This window comes from Rodentibacter mrazii, from assembly GCF_001998825.1.
GTDB classification, from domain to species: domain Bacteria; phylum Pseudomonadota; class Gammaproteobacteria; order Enterobacterales; family Pasteurellaceae; genus Rodentibacter; species Rodentibacter mrazii.
Genome location: NZ_MLHG01000040.1, coordinates 1 through 19652 on the forward strand (window position 1 = coordinate 1; position 19652 = coordinate 19652).

The 19652-nt window shown below is 40.3% G+C and carries 14 protein-coding genes, 1 tRNA gene and 1 pseudogene; 7 read left to right on the forward strand and 9 right to left on the reverse strand.

Annotated elements, in window-relative coordinates:
• Positions 1 to 77: 77 nt before the first annotated feature.
• Entirely contained in the window at positions 78 to 1988 is a 1911-nt protein-coding gene (locus tag BKK47_RS06730) for a bifunctional 5-dehydro-2-deoxygluconokinase/5-dehydro-2-deoxyphosphogluconate aldolase (protein ID WP_077494117.1), read from the reverse strand.
• Positions 1989 to 2278: 290 nt separating this feature from the next.
• Between BKK47_RS06730 and iolD the strand changes: the two genes are divergently transcribed.
• From iolD to iolG, 3 genes are read left to right on the forward strand one after another with little or no spacing between them, the layout of a single operon-like run.
• Positions 2279 to 4216, forward strand: a complete 1938-nt coding sequence (gene iolD / locus BKK47_RS06735; RefSeq protein ID WP_077494118.1) for a 3D-(3,5/4)-trihydroxycyclohexane-1,2-dione acylhydrolase (decyclizing) — start codon at positions 2279 to 2281, stop codon at positions 4214 to 4216.
• Between the two features lie 43 nt (positions 4217 to 4259).
• Positions 4260 to 5156 (forward strand): myo-inosose-2 dehydratase, encoded by an 897-nt coding sequence (iolE, locus tag BKK47_RS06740; protein ID WP_077494119.1) that lies wholly within the window; start codon positions 4260 to 4262, stop codon positions 5154 to 5156.
• Positions 5157 to 5158: 2 nt separating this feature from the next.
• Positions 5159 to 6169 (forward strand): inositol 2-dehydrogenase, encoded by a 1011-nt coding sequence (gene iolG / locus BKK47_RS06745; RefSeq protein WP_077494120.1) that lies wholly within the window; start codon positions 5159 to 5161, stop codon positions 6167 to 6169.
• 647 nt (positions 6170 to 6816) lie between these two features.
• Here the strand turns inward: iolG and BKK47_RS06750 are convergent.
• Together BKK47_RS06750 and BKK47_RS06755 are read right to left on the reverse strand one after the other, a co-directional pair.
• Complete coding sequence (locus BKK47_RS06750; protein ID WP_077494121.1) at positions 6817 to 8667, reverse strand: ABC transporter ATP-binding protein; 1851 nt, start codon at positions 8665 to 8667, stop codon at positions 6817 to 6819.
• 91 nt (positions 8668 to 8758) lie between these two features.
• On the reverse strand, positions 8759 to 9646 hold the full coding sequence (locus BKK47_RS06755; RefSeq protein WP_077494129.1) for a cupin domain-containing protein: 888 nt from the start codon (positions 9644 to 9646) through the stop codon (positions 8759 to 8761).
• A gap of 114 nt (positions 9647 to 9760) precedes the next feature.
• Between BKK47_RS06755 and BKK47_RS06760 the strand changes: the two genes are divergently transcribed.
• Complete coding sequence (locus BKK47_RS06760) at positions 9761 to 10105, forward strand: carboxymuconolactone decarboxylase family protein (protein WP_018357204.1); 345 nt, start codon at positions 9761 to 9763, stop codon at positions 10103 to 10105.
• Positions 10106 to 10153: 48 nt separating this feature from the next.
• Here BKK47_RS06760 and BKK47_RS06765 read toward each other — a convergent pair whose 3' ends face one another.
• Positions 10154 to 11197 carry a glycosyltransferase family 9 protein gene (locus tag BKK47_RS06765; RefSeq protein WP_077494122.1) on the reverse strand — a complete coding sequence of 348 codons (1044 nt, stop codon included), beginning with the start codon at positions 11195 to 11197 and terminating at the stop codon, positions 10154 to 10156.
• Positions 11198 to 11274: 77 nt separating this feature from the next.
• Here BKK47_RS06765 and BKK47_RS06770 point away from each other — a divergent pair, with 77 nt between their 5' ends.
• Both BKK47_RS06770 and BKK47_RS06775 read left to right on the forward strand, forming a co-directional pair.
• Complete coding sequence (locus tag BKK47_RS06770; RefSeq protein WP_077494123.1) at positions 11275 to 12021, forward strand: 3-deoxy-D-manno-octulosonic acid kinase; 747 nt, start codon at positions 11275 to 11277, stop codon at positions 12019 to 12021.
• Complete coding sequence (locus tag BKK47_RS06775; protein ID WP_077494124.1) at positions 12021 to 12614, forward strand: XTP/dITP diphosphatase; 594 nt, start codon at positions 12021 to 12023, stop codon at positions 12612 to 12614. Before BKK47_RS06770 ends, BKK47_RS06775 begins: the two co-directional genes overlap by 1 nt.
• Before the next feature lie 176 nt (positions 12615 to 12790).
• Here the strand turns inward: BKK47_RS06775 and BKK47_RS06780 are convergent, their stop codons facing one another.
• Positions 12791 to 14611: a monovalent cation:proton antiporter-2 (CPA2) family protein gene (locus tag BKK47_RS06780; protein ID WP_077494125.1), complete on the reverse strand. Its 1821-nt coding sequence runs from the start codon at positions 14609 to 14611 to the stop codon at positions 12791 to 12793.
• A 241-nt stretch (positions 14612 to 14852) separates the two neighbouring features.
• Positions 14853 to 15437: an isochorismate family cysteine hydrolase YcaC gene (gene ycaC / locus BKK47_RS06785; protein WP_077494130.1), complete on the reverse strand. Its 585-nt coding sequence runs from the start codon at positions 15435 to 15437 to the stop codon at positions 14853 to 14855.
• Between the two features lie 238 nt (positions 15438 to 15675).
• On the opposite strand from ycaC, the gene BKK47_RS06790 reads away from it, so the two are divergent.
• Positions 15676 to 16548 (forward strand): LysR substrate-binding domain-containing protein, encoded by an 873-nt coding sequence (locus BKK47_RS06790; RefSeq protein ID WP_077494126.1) that lies wholly within the window; start codon positions 15676 to 15678, stop codon positions 16546 to 16548.
• Positions 16549 to 16776: 228 nt separating this feature from the next.
• On the opposite strand, the pseudogene BKK47_RS06795 reads toward BKK47_RS06790, so the two are convergent.
• The 3 genes and pseudogenes from BKK47_RS06795 to glyS form a co-directional block, all read right to left on the reverse strand.
• Positions 16777 to 17061: pseudogene (locus BKK47_RS06795) on the reverse strand (integrase arm-type DNA-binding domain-containing protein); the annotation flags it as partial.
• A 276-nt stretch (positions 17062 to 17337) separates the two neighbouring features.
• Positions 17338 to 17414 (reverse strand) — tRNA-Ile (locus tag BKK47_RS06800).
• Between the two features lie 86 nt (positions 17415 to 17500).
• Positions 17501 to 19567 carry a glycine--tRNA ligase subunit beta gene (gene glyS, locus BKK47_RS06805; protein ID WP_077494128.1) on the reverse strand — a complete coding sequence of 689 codons (2067 nt, stop codon included), beginning with the start codon at positions 19565 to 19567 and terminating at the stop codon, positions 17501 to 17503.
• Positions 19568 to 19652 lie beyond the last annotated feature (85 nt).

Below are 19652 nucleotides of genomic sequence, written 5' to 3' on the forward strand. Positions count from 1 at the left end.
GATAAAGATAAAGATAAAGAATAATAAAAATGCCCTTGTTTTTAATCAAGGGCATTTTTTCTTAATACAAACTAAGGTTAATTACGTAATTTCCAAAGTTTGATCAATCGTTGATAACGTTGAGAGACTTGTTGAATCAATTCGTCATCATTTAATTTATCCGCTAACCACTCCATTGAAGGTTGCCCAAAGATTGTTCTTCCTACCGCAAAGCCTTTAACCAACGGTTTATTGGCAGCCGCATTAAAAATCGATTCAAATTGTTCTTCCGGAGCATCCAAACCTAAAATTAAAATACCTCGGCAATAGACATCATTTTTTTGGATTAGCTCGCTGATTTTGTCCCATTCTGATGAAGATAATCCGGGTAATTTCCACCAATCCGGTTTTATGCCTAATTGATAAAAGTGAGTAATCATTTCAGCGTAATATTTCTCATCTTGTTCCATATCATGAGGCAAAATAACTTCAAGTAGAAATTCATGTCCGGTTTTACAACAAGTTTGATAAATTTGTTTCAAACTTTCGTCTTGTTCCATCTTCATTTCAGTTGCATCTTTTGGATGGTAGAATACCAAACATTTCACGATATGCTCTTGTGGCCAATTGACTAATTGGCTACCAAGGTCGCCATGCTCTAAACGCAAAGGGCGAGAAGAAGGGAGTTCAATTGGGCGACCAATCCACCATTTTTTGCCGGTAATTTCATTAAGTGCGGCTTGCCCGAATGTGGTATCGGCCAAAATGCCTGCGTGTCCTTGAGTAATATTTTCACCACTTGCCGCTTTTTCTGCTGCTTTTAAGAGAAGCTGTTTTAATTTCGGTATTCTTGTAATGTCTGCACCGACTTTTTTCGCCATATCAACAAGTTGTTTGCGATGATCAAAAGCAAAAATACATAAATTGTCCCATTGATTTTTTCTTGTCGTAACTCGATGTAAGTGGTTAAGTCTTTCATCAATATCAGGACGGGGAACAAATTGTACTCTAGCCAAATAATCATCTAATTCGGCTTTTGTTGGCATAGCAGGAGCGCAACCATGACGGGAAACGACTAAAGCACCACAGGCATTTGCATAACGGCAAGATTGTTCCCAACCTTCGTTATTAATGTAGCCTCGAATTAATCCTGACATAAAAGCATCACCTGCACCGAGAACATTCAGCACTTCAACACGAACACCGAATACATTAAGACCTCCGTCAAGATCATCGGGAATTTCGTGCTCAAAAACAGAACAGCCTGATGCACCTCGTTTACACACTAAAACGGCATCACATAATTGACGAATATTTTTTAATGCGGTTAATGTATCGGTAGAACCGCCGGCAATATGAAATTCTTCCTCCGTTCCCACTAAAACATCAAAATGGTGTAACACTTCTTGTAACGATTTTGTCACGGCTTCTGAATCGATAAAACGTGTTTCGCCATCGCCTAAGGAAGTGAGTCCCCACAGAACAGGGCGATAATCAATATCAAGTAAACGCTTAGTATTATTCCGCCCCGCATATTCTAAGGCTGTTAATACAGCCTCACGTGTTTTAGGATGAGATAAATGGGTTCCTGTGATTGCCAATGCCTTTGCAGAGGCAATGTATGCTTCGTCAAAATCGTTTTTGTTAATGGCCATATCGGCACAATTTTCACGATAAAAAATGAGAGGGAACGTATCCTGATCTTTGATACCCAAAATAACGAGTGCGGTTAATCGCTCTTTATCTGTAATGAGATGGCTCGTATCTACACCGACACGTTGGAGTTCTTCACGAAGAAAACGCCCCATATGCTCATCACCGACACGAGCCAGCATAGAGGATTTTATTCCTTGAACAGCCGTTCCATAAGCAACGTTACCGGAAGAACCGCCAAGGTATTTAGAAAATGATGAGGCATCTTCTAATCTGGCACCGATTTGCTGTGCATAAAAATCAACAGCGACACGTCCCAAACAGATAAGATCTAATTTTTTTTCAATTTCTTTCATAATGTTACCCTCTTGTATTTTTTTAAATCTATCATCTATCGGTATTGAAATGTTTTTTTCAAAAAAAATCAACTTTAAAAAAATGATTTTGAGATGTCGATCACATATCTTTCTAAAGTTTGTGGACGATTTCCCTTAAAAGTAAATGTACCGCCAATTAAAATTGGTGACATTAGCCTAAAAGTTTGATCTATGTCTCAAAAATGAAATTTTCATTTCAAATATATTTCAATTTAAAAAAAGCATAAATATACTACAACGGATATCAAATTATCCCGAAGGAGGTTGTAATGAAAGCGATAAAACTAACTGTTGCACAAGCATTGGTAAAATTTCTTGATAATCAGTATGTGGAATTTGATGGTAAAGTCACGAAATTTATTGAAGGTGTATTTGGTATTTTTGGGCATGGCAACGTATTAGGAATTGGGCAGGCGCTTGAACAAGACAGCGGCGAACTGATTGTAAGACAGGGACGTAATGAACAAGGAATGGCGCATGTGGCTACAGGATTTGCAAAGCAAAATTTACGTAAAAAAATTTATGCTTGCACTTCCTCCGTTGGTCCCGGTGCAGCAAATATGATAACCGCTGCGGCGGTCGCAACGGCCAACAGAATTCCACTTCTTTTACTCCCCGGTGATGTTTTCGCCACTCGTCAACCTGATCCTGTGCTACAACAAATTGAGCAACCTTATGATTTGAGTATCAGTACCAATGATGCTTTTAAAGCAGTGAGTAAATACTGGGATAGAGTGAATCGTCCGGAACAACTGATGACTACTTGTATCAATGCTATGCGTGTATTAACGGATCCGGCGGAAACAGGGGCTGTTACTATCGCTCTTCCACAAGATGTTCAATCTGAAGCCTATGATTTCCCTGATTATTTCTTACAAAAACGGATTCATAGAATTGAACGAATCTTACCAACCGAACCCATGCTTTCTTCCGCATTTGAGCTCATGATGAAAAGTCAAAAGCCCCTCATTATTTGCGGTGGCGGAGTTCGTTATTCTGAAGCGGGGGAACAATTGAAAATTTTTGCAGAAGCATTCCATATTCCGTTTGCGGAAACACAGGCAGGAAAAAGTGCGGTCATTTCTTCTCACGAATTTAACATAGGGGGCATTGGTGAAACCGGTTGTTTATCCGCTAATTTACTTGCCAAAGAAGCGGATCTCATTATCGGAATAGGAACGAGATATACCGACTTCACGACCTCCTCAAAATGGCTTTTCCAAAATCCAAATGCAAAATATTTAAATATTAATATTGCCCGATTTGATGCTTATAAACTTGATGGTGTGCAAGTTGTTGCTGATGCGAAGAAAACACTGGAAAAACTGACCGCACTTCTACAATCGGCACGTTACCAAGCAAACTGGGGAAATCAAATATCAGAAGCAAAACAACGTTTTAATGAAGAATTACAGCGTATCTATCATATTTCTTATTCTGATAATTTTATTCCGGAAGTGGATGATGCATTAGATAGAGAAAAAGTCTATAAGGAATTTATTAATCTTACGAAATCTCGTTTACCTCAAAGTCGGGTACTTGGAATTTTAAATGAAGTTTTAGATGAAAATGCAGTGATTGTTGGTGCTGCCGGCAGTCTCCCCGGCGACTTACAACGGGCTTGGCAATCAAAAGGCGAAGAAACTTACCATTTGGAATACGGTTATTCCTGTATGGGTTATGAAATCAATGCGGCTTTAGGCGTAAAGTTGGCTCAACCTGAAAAAGAAGTCTATGCGTTATTGGGTGACGGTTCCTATATGATGTTGCATTCAGAGCTTGTGACTTCTATTCAAGAAGGCAAAAAAATTAATGTGATTCTGTTTGATAATATGACTAACGGATGTATTAACAATTTACAAATTGGTCATGGAATGGGGAGTTTTGCAACAGAATTTCGCTTCAGAAATCCGCTAACGAACCAACTGGATGGAAATTTTGTACCGGTTGATTTTGCGATGAATGCGGCTTCTTACGGTTGTAAAACCTACAAGGTCACAAATGAAGAAGAGTTACGTTTCGCACTTGAAGATGCGAAAAAACAAGTAATTTCAACCTTAATTGATATCAAAGTTCTACCTAAAACGATGATTCACGGTTACGGAAGTTGGTGGCATGTTGGTGTGGCAGAGGTTTCTGAGAAAGAACGTATTCAAGAGGCGTATCAAAATAGTGTGAAACATATTCGCGAAGCTCGGCGCTATTAAACACAGTATTTGCATTTAATCATTTAATTAGTGAGGAAAAATTATGAAAGCTGAAAATGTGAAACTAGGGATTGCCCCTATTGGTTGGACTAATGATGATATGCCGGATCTCGGTAAAGAAAATACTTTTGAACAATGTATTAGTGAAATGTCGCTTGCCGGTTTCACGGGCTGTGAAGTGGGCAATAAATATCCGCGCGATGTAGAGGTACTGAAACATAAATTAAATGTTCGTGGTATTCAAATTTGCAATGCTTGGTTTAGTACGTTTTTTGTTGAGGGCAAAAAAGAGGAAACCATTCAGGAATTTATTAAACATCGTGATTTCTTACACGCGATGGGGGCGACAGTTATCGGTTGCTCGGAACAAAGCCGTAGTATTCAAGGAACAACAAAAGCTGTTTTTAAAGAAAAACCAATTTTTACTGAAGAAGAGTGGCAAAAACTTGCTGAGGGGTATAATGAGCTTGCCAAACTTGCAGAAGAAAAAGGGATGAAAGTTTGTTTGCATCATCATATGGGAACAGGGATTCAAACGCCGACCGAAGTTGATAAATATATGTCAGTTGTCAATGATAACGTTTATTTACTCTTTGATTCCGGTCATCTTTATTATTCCGAAGGATCTCAAAAAGCGATGCTTGAGGTATTAGAAAAATATATCGACCGCATTTGCCATGTTCATCTGAAAGATGTGCGTGATGATGTTGTTACAGAGGTGAAGGAGAAAAACTTAAGTTTCTTAGAAGGGGTACGTAAAGGAACATTTACTGTTCCGGGCGATGGAGTTATTGATTTCAAACCGATTTTTGAGATTCTTGAGAAGCACGATTATAAAGGTTGGATGGTGGTAGAGGCGGAGCAAGATCCGGCTATTGCCAATCCGTTTGAGTATGCCGTGAAAGGCCGTCAATACATTAAAGAAACAGCGGGGATTTAATTATGATTAAGGTTGGTATTATTGGTGCCGGACGTATTGGTCGTGTGCATTCGGAAAGTATTACAAAATACGTCAAAAGGGCGGAAGTTAAGGCAATTTCAGATGTAAAAATAACAGACGAACTAATCAATTGGGCAAAAGAAATGGGGATTCCGAATATTTATGAAGATTATAAAAAAATTCTTCAAGATCCGGAAATTGATGCGGTTTTAGTTTGTTCCTCAACTAACACTCATGCCCTTATTTCAATTGAAGCCGCTCGAGCTGGAAAACACGTTTTTTGTGAAAAACCGGTGGATGCCGATATTAACAAAATTAAAGAGGTACTCCATGAAGTAGAAAAAGCAGGCGTGAAATTCCAAGTGGGGTTTAACCGTCGTTTCGACCATAATTTTAAAGCCATTAAAACACGAGTAGAAAATGGGGATATCGGTGAACCGCATTTAATCCGCATTACATCCCGTGATCCGGATGCTCCGCCAATTGAATATGTAAAAGTGTCCGGAGGGATGTTTTTCGATATGACAATCCATGATTTTGATATGGTTAGATATTTATCCGGTAGCGAGGTGGTTGAAGTCTATGCAGCCGGAGGAGTATTGGTTAATCCGGAAATTGGAAAAGCAGGGGATATTGATACAGCGGTGATTACCCTAAAACTGGCAAATGGTGCGATAGCGGTGATCGATAATAGCCGTAAAGCGGTTTATGGTTATGATCAGCGCGCCGAAGTATTCGGTTCAAAAGGCGCGGTTCAAACAAAAAATGATGCCGACTCAACAGCCGTTTACTCTTGTGAAATGGGTGTGATCGCTGAAAAACCGAAATATTTCTTCTTAGAGCGTTATATGCAATCTTTTGCCGATGAAATGTCTTGTTTTATTGATGCTATTATCAATGACAAACCAACATTGGTGAACGGTAATGACGGGTTACAACCTGTCGTTATTGCGCTAGCGGCTAAACGTTCTCTTGATGAAGGACGACCAGTCAAATTAAGTGAAATTGTTTAATATCTTTAGAAGGCATTCCTTGTACTGAATGCTTTCTCTCCAATCTAAATTTCAACTTCGATAGAATAGAACAAGAAATTTTCTAATAATTGTAAATTTCGGTTTAGGGATGAAAACTTGCTAAAATTGCAACTGTTTATAGTTGCAATTTTATCATCCCAGTTTAATTTAAAAAAACTCTAGTCGATTAGCTAAAAAAAGGGAACCAAATTTTTATCTCAAGGATTAAACAGCTATTCACCTCCCTCCCTTTAACTAATCACTAAGTATCTTCTGAAGCCTAATCTACCGAGATTACCCATTGAATCACTATATATCCTTTGTTGATAATAAATGTCATATAACGTCATTGCCGTCACAATTAAAAACCACGATAATGCTATATTGTTTTTCACTCATTAATAATATCCCTCAAAAGTAATACTGCTTCAAAATACTTGGCAAACATTTTATCCCAAAATATGTTGGTTTCTTCACCTAACTTAGGATAGTTCTCATAGAAGGTAAATAGCATAAGCTCTCATCTGTGGTGACTAAAAAATTTGATTATAGGAGCAAAAAATGCGGTTAATTTCAACTGCACTTTATTGTTTTTCTGTATTCATCTCCGTTTGTGCAACAGCTACATCATACTGCTATTTTCCGTATTAATCTAAATGTTCATGACTACTTAAAAAGCCACCACTTTGATGTTTCCAAAGTTTTGCGTACAAACCATTTTGTTCAAGTAATTCGCTGTGTGTACCTTGCTCCACAATTTGACCTTTATCTAACACAATCAAACGGTCCATTGCCGCAATGGTAGATAAACGATGGGCAATAGCGATCACCGTTTTATTTTCCATCATTTTATCGAGACTTTCTTGAATCGCCACTTCCACTTCCGAATCCAACGCACTGGTCGCTTCATCCAGTAACAAAATCGGCGCATCTTTCAACATCACACGGGCAATGGCAATACGCTGACGCTGACCACCGGACAGTTTAACACCTCGCTCACCCACGTGCGCATCATAACCTTTTCTACCTTGCGCATCCGTCAAGAACGGAATGAAATCCGCCGCTTCGGCACGCTCTGCCGCCCATTTCATTTCCTCATCCGTTGCATTCGGGCGACCATAAATAATATTGTCACGTACAGAACGGTGTAATAACGAGGTATCTTGTGTCACCAAGCCAATTTGGCTACGCAAACTTTCTTGTTGGACATCCAGTACATTTTGTCCGTCAATGGTGATTGTACCGTGCTGAGCCTCATAAAAACGCAGTAAGAGATTAACAATCGTCGATTTACCCGCCCCGGAACGCCCGATTAACCCGACTTTTTCTCCCGGTTTAATAGTGAGATTAAAATGATTCAATAAAGGTTTTGTCGGATCATAAGCAAAAGTAATATCATTAAATTTAATTTCCCCTTGCTTGACCTGTAACGGCGGACAATTCGGTTTATCCACAATGGTGTGCGGTTTTGTCAGCGTCGCCATTCCATCATTTACCGTACCAATGTTCTCAAATAACCGTGCCGATTCCCACATAATCCAACGGGACAAGCCATTCACACGCAATGCCATAGCGGTCGCTGTGGCAATCGCCCCTACCCCCACGTGCCCCTGTTGCCATAAAATGACACCCAATATTGCCGTGGTTAGGGTTAAGAAAATATTGCTTGCATAGGTTAAGGTATCAAGGGAGCTAGCAAGACGCATTTGCGCATGTACTGTCACCATAAATTCTTCCATTGAACGTTTAGCATAGGCTGCCTCACGAGAACCGTGAGAGAATAATTTTACCGTCGCAATATTGGAATAAGCATCGGTTACCCGCCCGGTCATCAAAGAGCGGGCATCTGCTTGGCGTTCTGCCGTTTTCGCTAAACGAGGAATCAGCAATTTCAAAATGGTGATAAAGAGCAAAATCCAAATAGCAAAGGGCAATAAGAACCAAATATCTAACGCCGCCAATACCAAACCTGAGGTGATAAAATACACCGCCACATAAACCAACATATCAGCAATCGTCATCACCGTATCACGCACGGCGAGGGCGGTTTGCATCACTTTTGCCGAAACCCGTCCGGCAAATTCATCTTGGTAAAAACTCAAACTTTGTCCAAGCATTAGACGGTGGAAATTCCAACGCAACCGCATGGGGAACACCCCTTGCAAGGTTTGCAGCCGAACATTCACTCCGATAAAAGACCACACAATACTGAACAAAAGCAGCGCCGCCATACCAATAAGCAAATGCCCTTTTTCCTGCCACAAGGTCGCCGGTGTATAAGCGCCAAGCCAATCCACGAGCAAGCCCATAAATTGGAATAGTAATGCCTCCATCACACCGGTACCAACCGTTAAAATTGCCAGCAAGAAAATCCAGCCTTTCATACCGTCAATGCTTGACCAAATAAAACGGAACAGCCCTTTTTCCGGTGTCGTCGGATTGCTTTCCGGATAAGGATTTAAACGGTTTTCAAACCATGAAAAAATTTTATCAAACATAAGATTTCCTTAAAAACAAAAGGCAACATAGGTTGCCTTCAAAACCTGAACATTATAGCGTAAAAAAACTTCAATTTACACCTGACAGAGTTTATACCTTGCGATAAAGACTTGGTGAAATTTGATAAGCATTTTTGAAAGCTTTACTGAAATGTGCCTCAGATTGATACCCGACTTCCAATGCGATAGCCAAGACGTTTTTTTGAGAGTGTTTTAATAAAAACGCCGCCAAATCTAACCGCACTTTGGTGAGAAATTTACCGGGAGGCATCCCAACCTGCTGTTGAAACACACGGATAAAATTCGCCCTAGACATCGCCGCCAAATCCGCAAGTTGCTCAATATGCCAATTTTGTGCCGGTGCTTGCAAAAGCCGAATAAGCACCGGATTCAACCGTTTATCCTGAAGTGCGTAAAGAACACCACGTTCAATCATTCCAAGACTGATAGCGTGACGAAGAATATAAATAAACAACACATTTGCCAATGAATCTATTACTGATTGATTGCCGCTCTCTTGCTTTTTGGCTTCCTGCAGAAATAATTGCACGAGTAATTGAATTGAGGTGTCACACAAATTTAAATGCAAATAATCCGGTAATGATGCCATCAACAAGGTATTTTCCTGATAATAAAATACCCCACAAAACATCTTTAAATCCGGCGTTCCTCGCCCGATTTTTTGTACTTCAAAAATACCTTGTCGTCGCTTATTAGGCAAAATATTTTTCCCATTTTCCGGTAAACTTCCTACTAAGTGCGGTCGATTTTGCGGCAGAAAAAAGATATCCCCTTGAGTTAAATGAAATGGTTTATCACCAAGAGTAAGCCAACATTCCCCTTCTTCAATCAAATGAAAAATCCCTTTATTATTTGATTGTTCATGATGCACCAGTTGCCACTCCCCCTGAAATTCACAGCAAATATTAATTTCGCCCCTAACCTGAGCCAAGTGGGTCAGTTTATCTAAATAATCTATCATGAGATTCCAACCATATAAATTGAGACAAATTGACAAGTCTGTTTGTATAAAAATACTATAATTTGTCTCGAAAATTAATCATTACATCATCATATTTGAGGAGAAAATATTATGTTTACAGATTGGAAAGAACACACTTCACACGTTAAAAAATCATTTGGCGAACTTGGCAAAAAACACCCAAAAATGTTGCAAGCCTATCAAGCATTAGGTGCTGCTGCGGCTGAAGGTAATATACTTGATGCCAAAACCCGTGAATTAATTGCCCTTGCCGTGGCTGTTACCACCCGTTGTGAAAGTTGTATTAGCGTTCATGCGGAAGAGGCGGTAAAAGCAGGGGCGACGGAAGAAGAAGTTTCCGCAGCCTTAGCGATGTCTATCGCCCTCAATGCCGGTGCGGCTTATACCTATTCTCTGCGTGCATTAGAAGCGTTTAATGTGCAAAAAGGAGAATAATCTTTCTCACATTATATCCCTATTGGCGTTCAATGAACGCCATTTTTGCTACCATAAATTCAATTTTTCCATCTGTGCAATCACCTCTTTCACTTGAATTTCCGCCATCAAATTTTTCCCTTTCAATTTTGTTGCCCAAGGCAATTCAGAGGAAGGTCGACCAAATTCCTTTTGTGCATTTTCTTCATACACCGATACCACATTTTCTATATTATTATAAGGTGCGGTACGTAATGGATTATGGTAAGCATATAATCCGATGACCGGTGTTCCCTGCGTTGTTGCAATATGGGTAGGACCGGAATCCGGCGAAAGCACAAGATCTACTTTAGCAATCAATGCAGTGAGTTGTTTTAAGCTCGTTTTTCCCGCGGCATTGGTGGGCGCAAAATCACAAAGTGCGGTTATTTTTTTCACCATTTCCATCTCGCGTTTCGCTGGGGAACTACAAAAAATCACATTCACATTATGCTGATTTGCTATATTTGCCACTTCCGCATAACGTTCCACCAACCAATCTTTTTCAACCTTACTGGAACAAGGAGAAATTAATAAATTTTTACGGGTCGGATCAACAAATTGTTCAGCAACCTGCTGATCCTGCGCTGAAATTGACAAATGCCAAGTAGGTTTCCCATTCGGCACACCAAGATATTCAGCAAACGCCATAAAACCATCCAATACATGAGGCGATACCGGATCGTTCACACGGCGATTTACAAAAAAGCGTTGCCCCTCACGAGAACGTTTTTGACCAAAACCGATTTTATATTTTGCCTTGATCCCTAACGAAAGAATGGAGGCTCGAAATGCTGTTTGCATATTCAACAAGGCATCAAAATGGGGATTTTTAAGTTGTTTCCATAAGGAAAGAATACCCTTCCAGCCAGTTTTCTTATCATAAGGGAGCAGTGTCACATTCGGTATCCCTTCTAACAAAGCTGCTTCCGTTTTTCCCACAATCCAAGTGATTTTTGTCTGTGGATAATAGGCCTGAATACGTTGTACCACCGCAAGGGCATGACACACATCCCCCACAGCCGACAGGCGAAGGATACAGATTGATGTAGGAGCTTCGGTAAAAAGCGGCATAAGCGTTCCTTTCTCGTTTAAATTAGCGTTATTTTAAAGTAGAATGGGGGCATTTTCTATCATTCAATCCACCTAAAATGCTTGAATTCCAACAAGATAACCAATTTTTTATCTTTAATTTTGACCGCACTTTTGACCAACAACATCAGTTTTTCTACCCACAATTTTGGCAAACAGAAAACCGTATTCTTGGTTCGGCGAAAGGTCGGGGAACCACTTACTTTTTGGCAACACAAGATTGGTTTGGCGTAAATTGTGCCCTTCGTCATTATTATCGGGGCGGCTTATGGGGAAAATTCAATAAAGATCGTTATCATTTTTCAAGCCTTGCCAAAACACGCAGTTTCTCAGAATTTTCTTTATTACAACGCTTGTATGATTCGGGTTTGCCTGTACCCAAGCCTATGGGGGCTCGTATAAAAAAAGGTCAATTCGGTTTTTGTTATCAAGCGGATATCCTCACAGAAAAAATCGAAAATGCACAGGATTTGACCGCACTTTTGCAAACCCAAAGACTGGCTGATGAAACTTGGCAACAAATCGGTGGGCTAATTCGTCAGTTACATGATCTGCAAATTTGCCATACGGATCTTAACGCCCACAACATTCTTATTCAATATACAGAAGTCAAACAAAAGTGTTGGCTGCTGGATTTTGATAAGTGCGGTGAAAAATCAGGAGATTTTTGGAAAGTGGAAAACTTGAAGCGTTTACACCGCTCTTTTATGAAAGAAACAGAAAGAATGAAGATCCAATTCACAGAACAAAACTGGGCTGAATTAATGTTCGGTTATCATCAAAATTTCAACAAAAAGGATAAATAATAATGCAAAAAATTGTACTTGCTACCGGCAATCAAGGCAAAGTAAAAGAAATGGCAGATGTGTTGGCGACGTTCGGATTTGAGGTGATCGCTCAAACGGATTTAGGCATTGAAAGCCCGGAGGAAACGGGGCTAACCTTTGTAGAAAATGCTTTATTGAAGGCCCGTTATGCCGCAGAAAAATCAGGTTTACCCGCAATTGCGGACGATTCTGGTTTAGTTGTCAACGCCCTCAATGGTGCACCGGGTTTGTATTCCGCCCGTTATGCCAGCGAAGAAGGCGATGATGCGAAAAATCGTAAAAAATTATTGGCAGAACTTGCCGATGTACCAAAGGAAAAACGCCACGCAAAATTTGTGAGCTGTATAGTGTTATTACTACACCCCGCCGATCCTTCTCCTATCATTGCAGAAGGGGAATGTCACGGTATGATTGGTTTTGAGGAAAAAGGGGAAAATGGGTTTGGTTACGACAGCTTATTCTTCAGCCCGGAACAAGGTTGCACCTTTGCAGAACTGGAAACAACAGAAAAGAAAAAAATCTCTCACCGTGCACGTGCGTTGCAAGAATTAAAGGCAAAATTGAGCGTATAATAAAAAACCAGTGTTATATAACTGATGCACAAAAACAGGTATTTCAACGAAAGGTAGGGACACACGCAGTGTGTCCCTACAAATGAGCCTCAATCGGATCTGCTATATAATGCAAAAAATGAAAAGAAACGACCGCACTTTAATGCTTAAAAGTGCGGTCGTTTTTGTCAAATTTTTTAATTTTCTTCTTGTTCTTTTTCTTTCGCTCTTAGCAAGATTTCTTGAATATCTGCAGCCATTTTTTGGTCGCATTCTCGAGCAATATCTTGTAATACCGGGCTTTTAAAAAATTCTGATTTTGGCTCATAAACCTGAGACATTAATCTCACTTCATGGCGATCACCATGGAAATAATACTCTGCAATTTCTTTTGCCACCTCAGGTTCCATTCCTAGACGTTCTAATGCTAATCGACCGGTACGCACTGCGGAATCAAAGGTTTCACGAACAACTTCATTTGCACCGGAATTATATAAATCAAATGTGTGGAAACGGTCGTAAGAACGGGCAATAATTTTAATATTCGGATTCACTTCTCGGGCAAAATGCACGATGGCAGATGCCTGCTCTTTGTTGTCAATGGCGACTACTAGCATTTCTGCCTGCTCCAATCCTGCCGCAATTAAAAATTCACGACGTGAGGCATCACCAAAATAAGATTTAATACCATATTCATTAAAACCTTTTATCATATTTGGATTAAGATCCACTATCGTTGTGGCATACCCGCTCAAACGGAGCAAGTCATTCACTATTTGTCCAAAACGTCCCATGCCGATAATGAGGATTGGATGCTGTTCATCAATTTCATCGTGTTGAATTTCTTCTGCAATTTCTTTCGCACCGTATTTTTCATAAAGCACAAGAATAATCGGTGTCATCACCATAGAAAGCACAACGATTGCCGTCATGTTAGCATTCACAGTTTCATCAATCACACCTTTTGATAGCGCTGCTGCAAAAAGAACAAAAGCAAATTCTCCCCCTTGTGCCATTAAAAGTGCGCGTTCTAATGCTGTTTTATGGGTGCTTTTCGCCATACGTGCCACAAGATAAATACAGATTCCTTTGGTGAGCATTAATACAATCACGCCCAAGAGGATTAATTGCCAATTTTCCGCCACTACTTTTAAATCTAATGCCATTCCAACACCAAGGAAAAAAAGCCCCAGCAATAAGCCACGGAAAGGCTCAATATCGGCTTCTAATTGATGGCGGAATGCGGATTCAGACAGCATTACACCGGCGACAAAGGCCCCCATCGCCATAGATAATCCCGCTTCTTCCATTAACAATGCCGCCCCTAACACTACAAAAAGTGCAGCCGCCGTCATTACTTCACGCGCTTTGGCATTGGCTAAAATCCGGAAAACCGGATTTAAAATGAAACGACCAATAAACACTAATGCGGCTAAGGCAAGCATCGCAATGCCGGCTGATTGCCACCAAGGCATGGAGGCTTCTGTTTTTTCAAAAGGAGAAAGAAAGGTAACAACGGCAAGCAATGGTACGATTAATAAATCTTCAAAAAGTAAAATTGAGACGATTTTTTGACCGCGCTTTGTGGAAAGTTCTTTGCGTTCGCCTAATACTTGCATCACAATCGCGGTGGATGTCAACACAAAACCGGCTGAAGACACAAATGCGACCTCCCAAGATACACCAAATTGAGCGCCCACAATCGTCATTAAAATAGCGGAGATAATCACCTGCATACTGCCGAGCCCAAAAATCTGACGACGTAATCCCCAGAGATGTGAGGGTTTCATTTCAAGTCCAATCACAAATAAGAACATCACAACACCAAATTCTGCAAGATGAATAATAGCGCGATGATCATCAATTACTTGTAAACCATAACGACCAATTGCCAACCCTGCGGCAAGATAACCCAATACAGAGCCTAATCCTATACGTTTAAATAACGGCACAGCCACCACTGCTGCACCCAGCAATGCCACCACTCGAATTAAATCACCTGAGCTTTCCGCTGCCATAGTCACTCCTAAAAAGAATTAAAAAAGTAAAAAACAGGCACATTTTACTTGGTTTCAGTTGAGATTTATAGGGAGTAAACTGAGTATTTTTTTAATATAACTCATAGTTTTTTTTGGAGATTCTATTGATAAATCCTATCATACCGTTGTGTCCATACTAAGAGTAAAGCAATTATCGTCATCTATGTCCCAGTCATAGACATCGTACCATAATCACCGATAAAGGATAAAATAAGGCTACCTACGGCATAGTAAATAAAACCATGAGTAAAATTAGTGCCATTCGACGATTAAAACGATTAAATGCGAGTGTCATTAAAGAAGCACCGAACCAAGTCATCATTTGCACACCTGCTGATTCCATACGACGCCAAGCTGCATCACGAGTCATTTCGTTAAATGTTCCTGATGCATCAGCAATAACAAATACATCAAACCCTTCTTCAATGGCAGAAAGCGCAGGGAAAGCCACACAAACTTCAGTGACCACACCGGCAATAATCAATTGTTTTTTACCTGTTGCTTTAACTGCTTTAACAAAATCTTCGTTATCCCACGCATTGATGTTGCCCGGGCGAGCAATATAAGGTGCACCAGGGAACATTTCTTTTAACTCCGGTACTAACGGACCATTTGGACCGGTTTCAAAAGATGTGGTTAAAATAGTTGGGAGATTAAAGTATTTTGCTAAATCCGCTGTAGCTAACACATTATTTTTGAATTTGTCCGGATCAATATCACGAACTAAAGATAAAAGACCGGTTTGATGGTCAACCAACAGCATTGCTGCATTATTTTTATCTAAGCGAACATAAGGTTTTGCCATTTTTACTTCTCCTAAAATAGTTAAAAAACAGACCGCACTTTTAGCCGTATGCTTTTTAAAAAACATTAAAGTTTGACGTACACCTTAGTTAAGTCTAAGATGTACGTCGTTTACAGCTCAAAATAACTCTCACATTGTTTCAATGTTGCCGTGCTACAGCTCGCATAATATAGAGGTAATATCACTCTGTTTGTAGATCTACAAATGAGTTTCCCTGTTGCATATTTGGAACAATAAAATGAAACATAATTTAGACTTAAATGATCTCTATTTATTTGTACAAGTAGTTGATGCCGGAAGCTTTAGTGAAGCCAGTCGTCGCTTTGCTAAGTTAGAAAAAGTACTTGGTGTTGCACTCATTCAGCGAAATACCCACCAATTTGAAGTCACATATTTAGGTGATCAATACTACCAATATTGCCTCAGTTTGGTTCAACAAGTTGAACAAGCACAGCGCTTTATTGAGCAACAATCCGAATCAAAAGGACAAATTAGGCTGAGTTGCCCTAAAGAGTTATTGGATCTGTATGTGAATGATATGCTTGCTGAATTTATGGCAACCTATGCCGATATTGAATTATTCGTAGAAAATACAAGTAGAAAAGTTGACTTAATTAAAGAGAGGTTGGACTTCGCATTAAGAGTACGCCCTTATCCCTTTGAAGACAGTGAAGTTGTCACAAAAACATTTTGTTTATCCCAACACTATTTAGTGGCAAGCCCAAAGCTCGTCAAGGAACCTTTCAAAACTCTGAAACAAATTCATCATTACCCTGTTTTGACTTGGGTAAGACAAGATCATTCTTGGCCATTTGAACATCAAAAAGAAGGGAAACAAAATATTGTTTATTACCCTAAATTAATCAGTGAAAATATTTATCTTATTCATAAAAGTGCGGTTAAAGGCGTTGGGATAGCAGTATTGCCGGAAGTATTAGTCAGAAAGGATTTAAACCAAGGAAGGCTGCAAATTATTTCACCGGACGGGTGGCATATCCCCAAATGGATAGTACACGTTGCATATAGCTCAAGAAATAGTTTTCAACCTTCCGCAAGGTTATTAATTGATTTTCTCTCGGTAAAATTTGCTGAATCGGATATTGTAATCTAGAAAAATCCCCTTAATGACATTAAGGGGATCACTGTATTTTTAATAAAAATTCTTATTCTTACCATTTTATGTCATTCAATTAATTTTAGGGGCACTTAAAGGATTCATTGTGCCCCCTAAATGTCCCCTAAAAGCCTACCGAACCGAAATTAACCAGCTATCTATTTGATAAATAACAGAACAAATATTTACTTGTCACGGGGTAGTATTTTATATGTTCAACATGGTTTGCCGGTATTGTTGCGGATCGATATTTTGTGCAAGCAATGATAAAAATTCATCTCTGACCTTGCGTGCTTGTGATAAAGAAATATCGGGATATTTTCCCAAGCCTAGCAAAACTCGCTTTCTAGGGCTGCTAAAAGGTTGATAGTAATTAAATCGCCATAGCTTAGCCCCTGATGGCTTAATCAATAAATAAAGCCCCTGTCCGTCTGATAAAGTGCAATCTTTATCTTTTGGCTTTGCTCGCTCTATTTCGGTGTTGGTGAGTGGTTTAGTTATACGTGCCATAATTTAAGCCTCTATAAAATAAAAATCCGTATAACTAAACGGTAAAAATAATCCTCTTCCAGCCCAGTAAATTTAAGGGTTAAGCAATTTTTAGTTATACGCAATTTGTTTCGCATTGTTGCGTATAACTAAGCGTATAACTAAAATCTGTGGCTGTAAACGTATAAATGCGTAAGAAAACGTATGAGAAAATAAAGTAAAATGGCGTTGAAGTCAGTGTTTACAAGGGTTTAGTTTATGAAAACGTAAGAGGAAATAAGAGGAGAAAAGTCCGTTTGGTCCCCCCTACCGGACTTGAACCAGTGACCAAGCGATTATGAGTCGCCTGCTCTAACCTACTGAGCTAAGGGGGGAAAGTGCGGTGATTATAGAGAAATAATCTGTTGAAGTCTATAAAGAAAAGGATGGTCGCTGAAAAAACAACCACCCTTATACTCAATTATTGAAGCACTGAAATATCCGCTACTTGTAAGAACAAGCTTTGTAACGTGTTTAGGATCGCCAAGCGGTTTTGACGTAGTGCTGGATCTTCTGCATTTACCATCACATTGTCAAAGAAATTGTCCACCGGTGTACGTAAGTTGGCAAGTTTATCCAACACATCCGTATATTCACCTTGAGCAATTAACGGCTTCACTTTGGTTTTCAATGCCAGCACGGCTTCAGCTAAGGCTTTTTCCGCAGGCTCGACACAAGCGTATAAATTAATCTCACCGATAGTAATATCCGCTTTGGCAAGAATATTTGCCACACGTTTATTTGCCGCAGCCAAGGCCTCCGCAGAATCTAAGGTACGGAAATGAGACACCGCACGCACGCGAGCATCAAAATCAGCAGGGCGGGTTGGGCGACGAGCCAATACTGCTTGAATCACATCCACCGCAATGCCTTCATCTTGATACCATGCACGGAAACGCCCGAGCATAAAATCCACCACGTCAGCAACCACATTTTTATTCGTGAGTTTATCGCCAAAAAGTGCGGTGGCTTTTTGCACAAGATCTTCCAAATCAAGAGGGAGATTTTTCTCTACGATAATACGTAATGCCCCCAATGCGGCACGGCGTAAAGCAAAAGGATCCGCACTACCTTTTGGTGCTTGTCCAATACCGAAGATTCCTGTCAGGGTGTCGAATTTATCCGCTAAAGCGACCGCACTTGCTACCAAGGATTTCGGCAACTCATCGCCGGCGAAACGTGGCATATATTGCTCGTTTAACGCTACCGCCACTTCTTCATCTTCGCCATCGTGACGGGCATAGTGCATTCCCATTACCCCTTGGGTATCTGTAAATTCAAACACCATATTGGTCATCAAATCACATTTTGAAAGCAAACCTGCTCGCTTCGCTTTGGTTTCATCTGCCCCGATTTGTTTGGCAATTTCGCCTGCAAGCTGTTCAATACGAGCAGTTTTATCACGCAATGTACCGAGTTGTTGTTGGAACAATACGGTTTCCAAACGTGGCAAGCGATCCACCAATTTTTGTTTTAAATCGGTTTTAAAGAAAAATTCCGCATCCGTTAAACGTGGACGCACCACTTTTTCGTTCCCTTCAATAATCGCACTTGGATCATCCGGGTTAATGTTCGATACGAAAATAAAGTGCGGTAATAATTTGCCCTCTTTATCATAAATCGGGAAGTATTTTTGGTCGCCTTTCATCGTATAAACCAAGGCTTCCGCAGGCACGGCAAGGAAACGTTCTTCAAATTTCGCTGCCAACACGTTAGGATATTCCACCAATGAAGTGACTTCATCGAGCAAATCGTCTTCAATATCTGCCACCCCACCAAGTACGGTCGCTTTTTCTTGAGATTTTGCCAAAATTACTGCTTTACGTTCGTTGAAATCAGCGATCACCGAGCCTTTTTCACGCAATAATTGTGGATATTGATCGGCGTGTTGGATTTCAAATTCAGACTCGCCCAAGAAACAGTGCCCACGAATAGTGCGACTACTTGCCACACCTAAAATTTCACCTTCAATGAGTTCATCACCCAGTAACATCGTTACCGTATGAACAGGACGAATAAATTGCACGGTTTTGTCCGCCCAACGCATCGGTTTTGGAATTGGCAATTTCGCTAAAGCGGTTGCCACAATCTCACCAAGCAAATTTTTGGTCGGCTGACCTTCAATTTTCGCACGATGAACCAACCATTCGCCTTTGTCCGTGACAAGGCGTTCTGCCTGATCGACAGTAATCCCACAACCACGCGCCCAGCCTTCCGCTGCTTTGGTTGGTTTGCCTTCCGCATCAAATGCTGCCGATACTGCCGGCCCACGTTTTTCAATTTCTTTGCTCGGCTGCTGTGTGGCAAGTGCCAACACTTTCACCGCCAAACGGCGTGGCGCAGCAAACCATTTGATTTTATCAAAGGTTAAACCCGCTTGATTCAATTCCACCTGCACGTTATCTGCAAAGGCAGTGGCTAATGTTTTCAGAGCTTTTGGCGGCAGCTCTTCTGTACCGATTTCTACTAGGAAGTTTTGGGTTGTCATTGTTTTTTCTCTTATCTAAAAATTCCGCGGGTTAAAATTATTATTTCTTCGTTTCTCACTTCTGCCAAATCTCCCCTAACCCCTC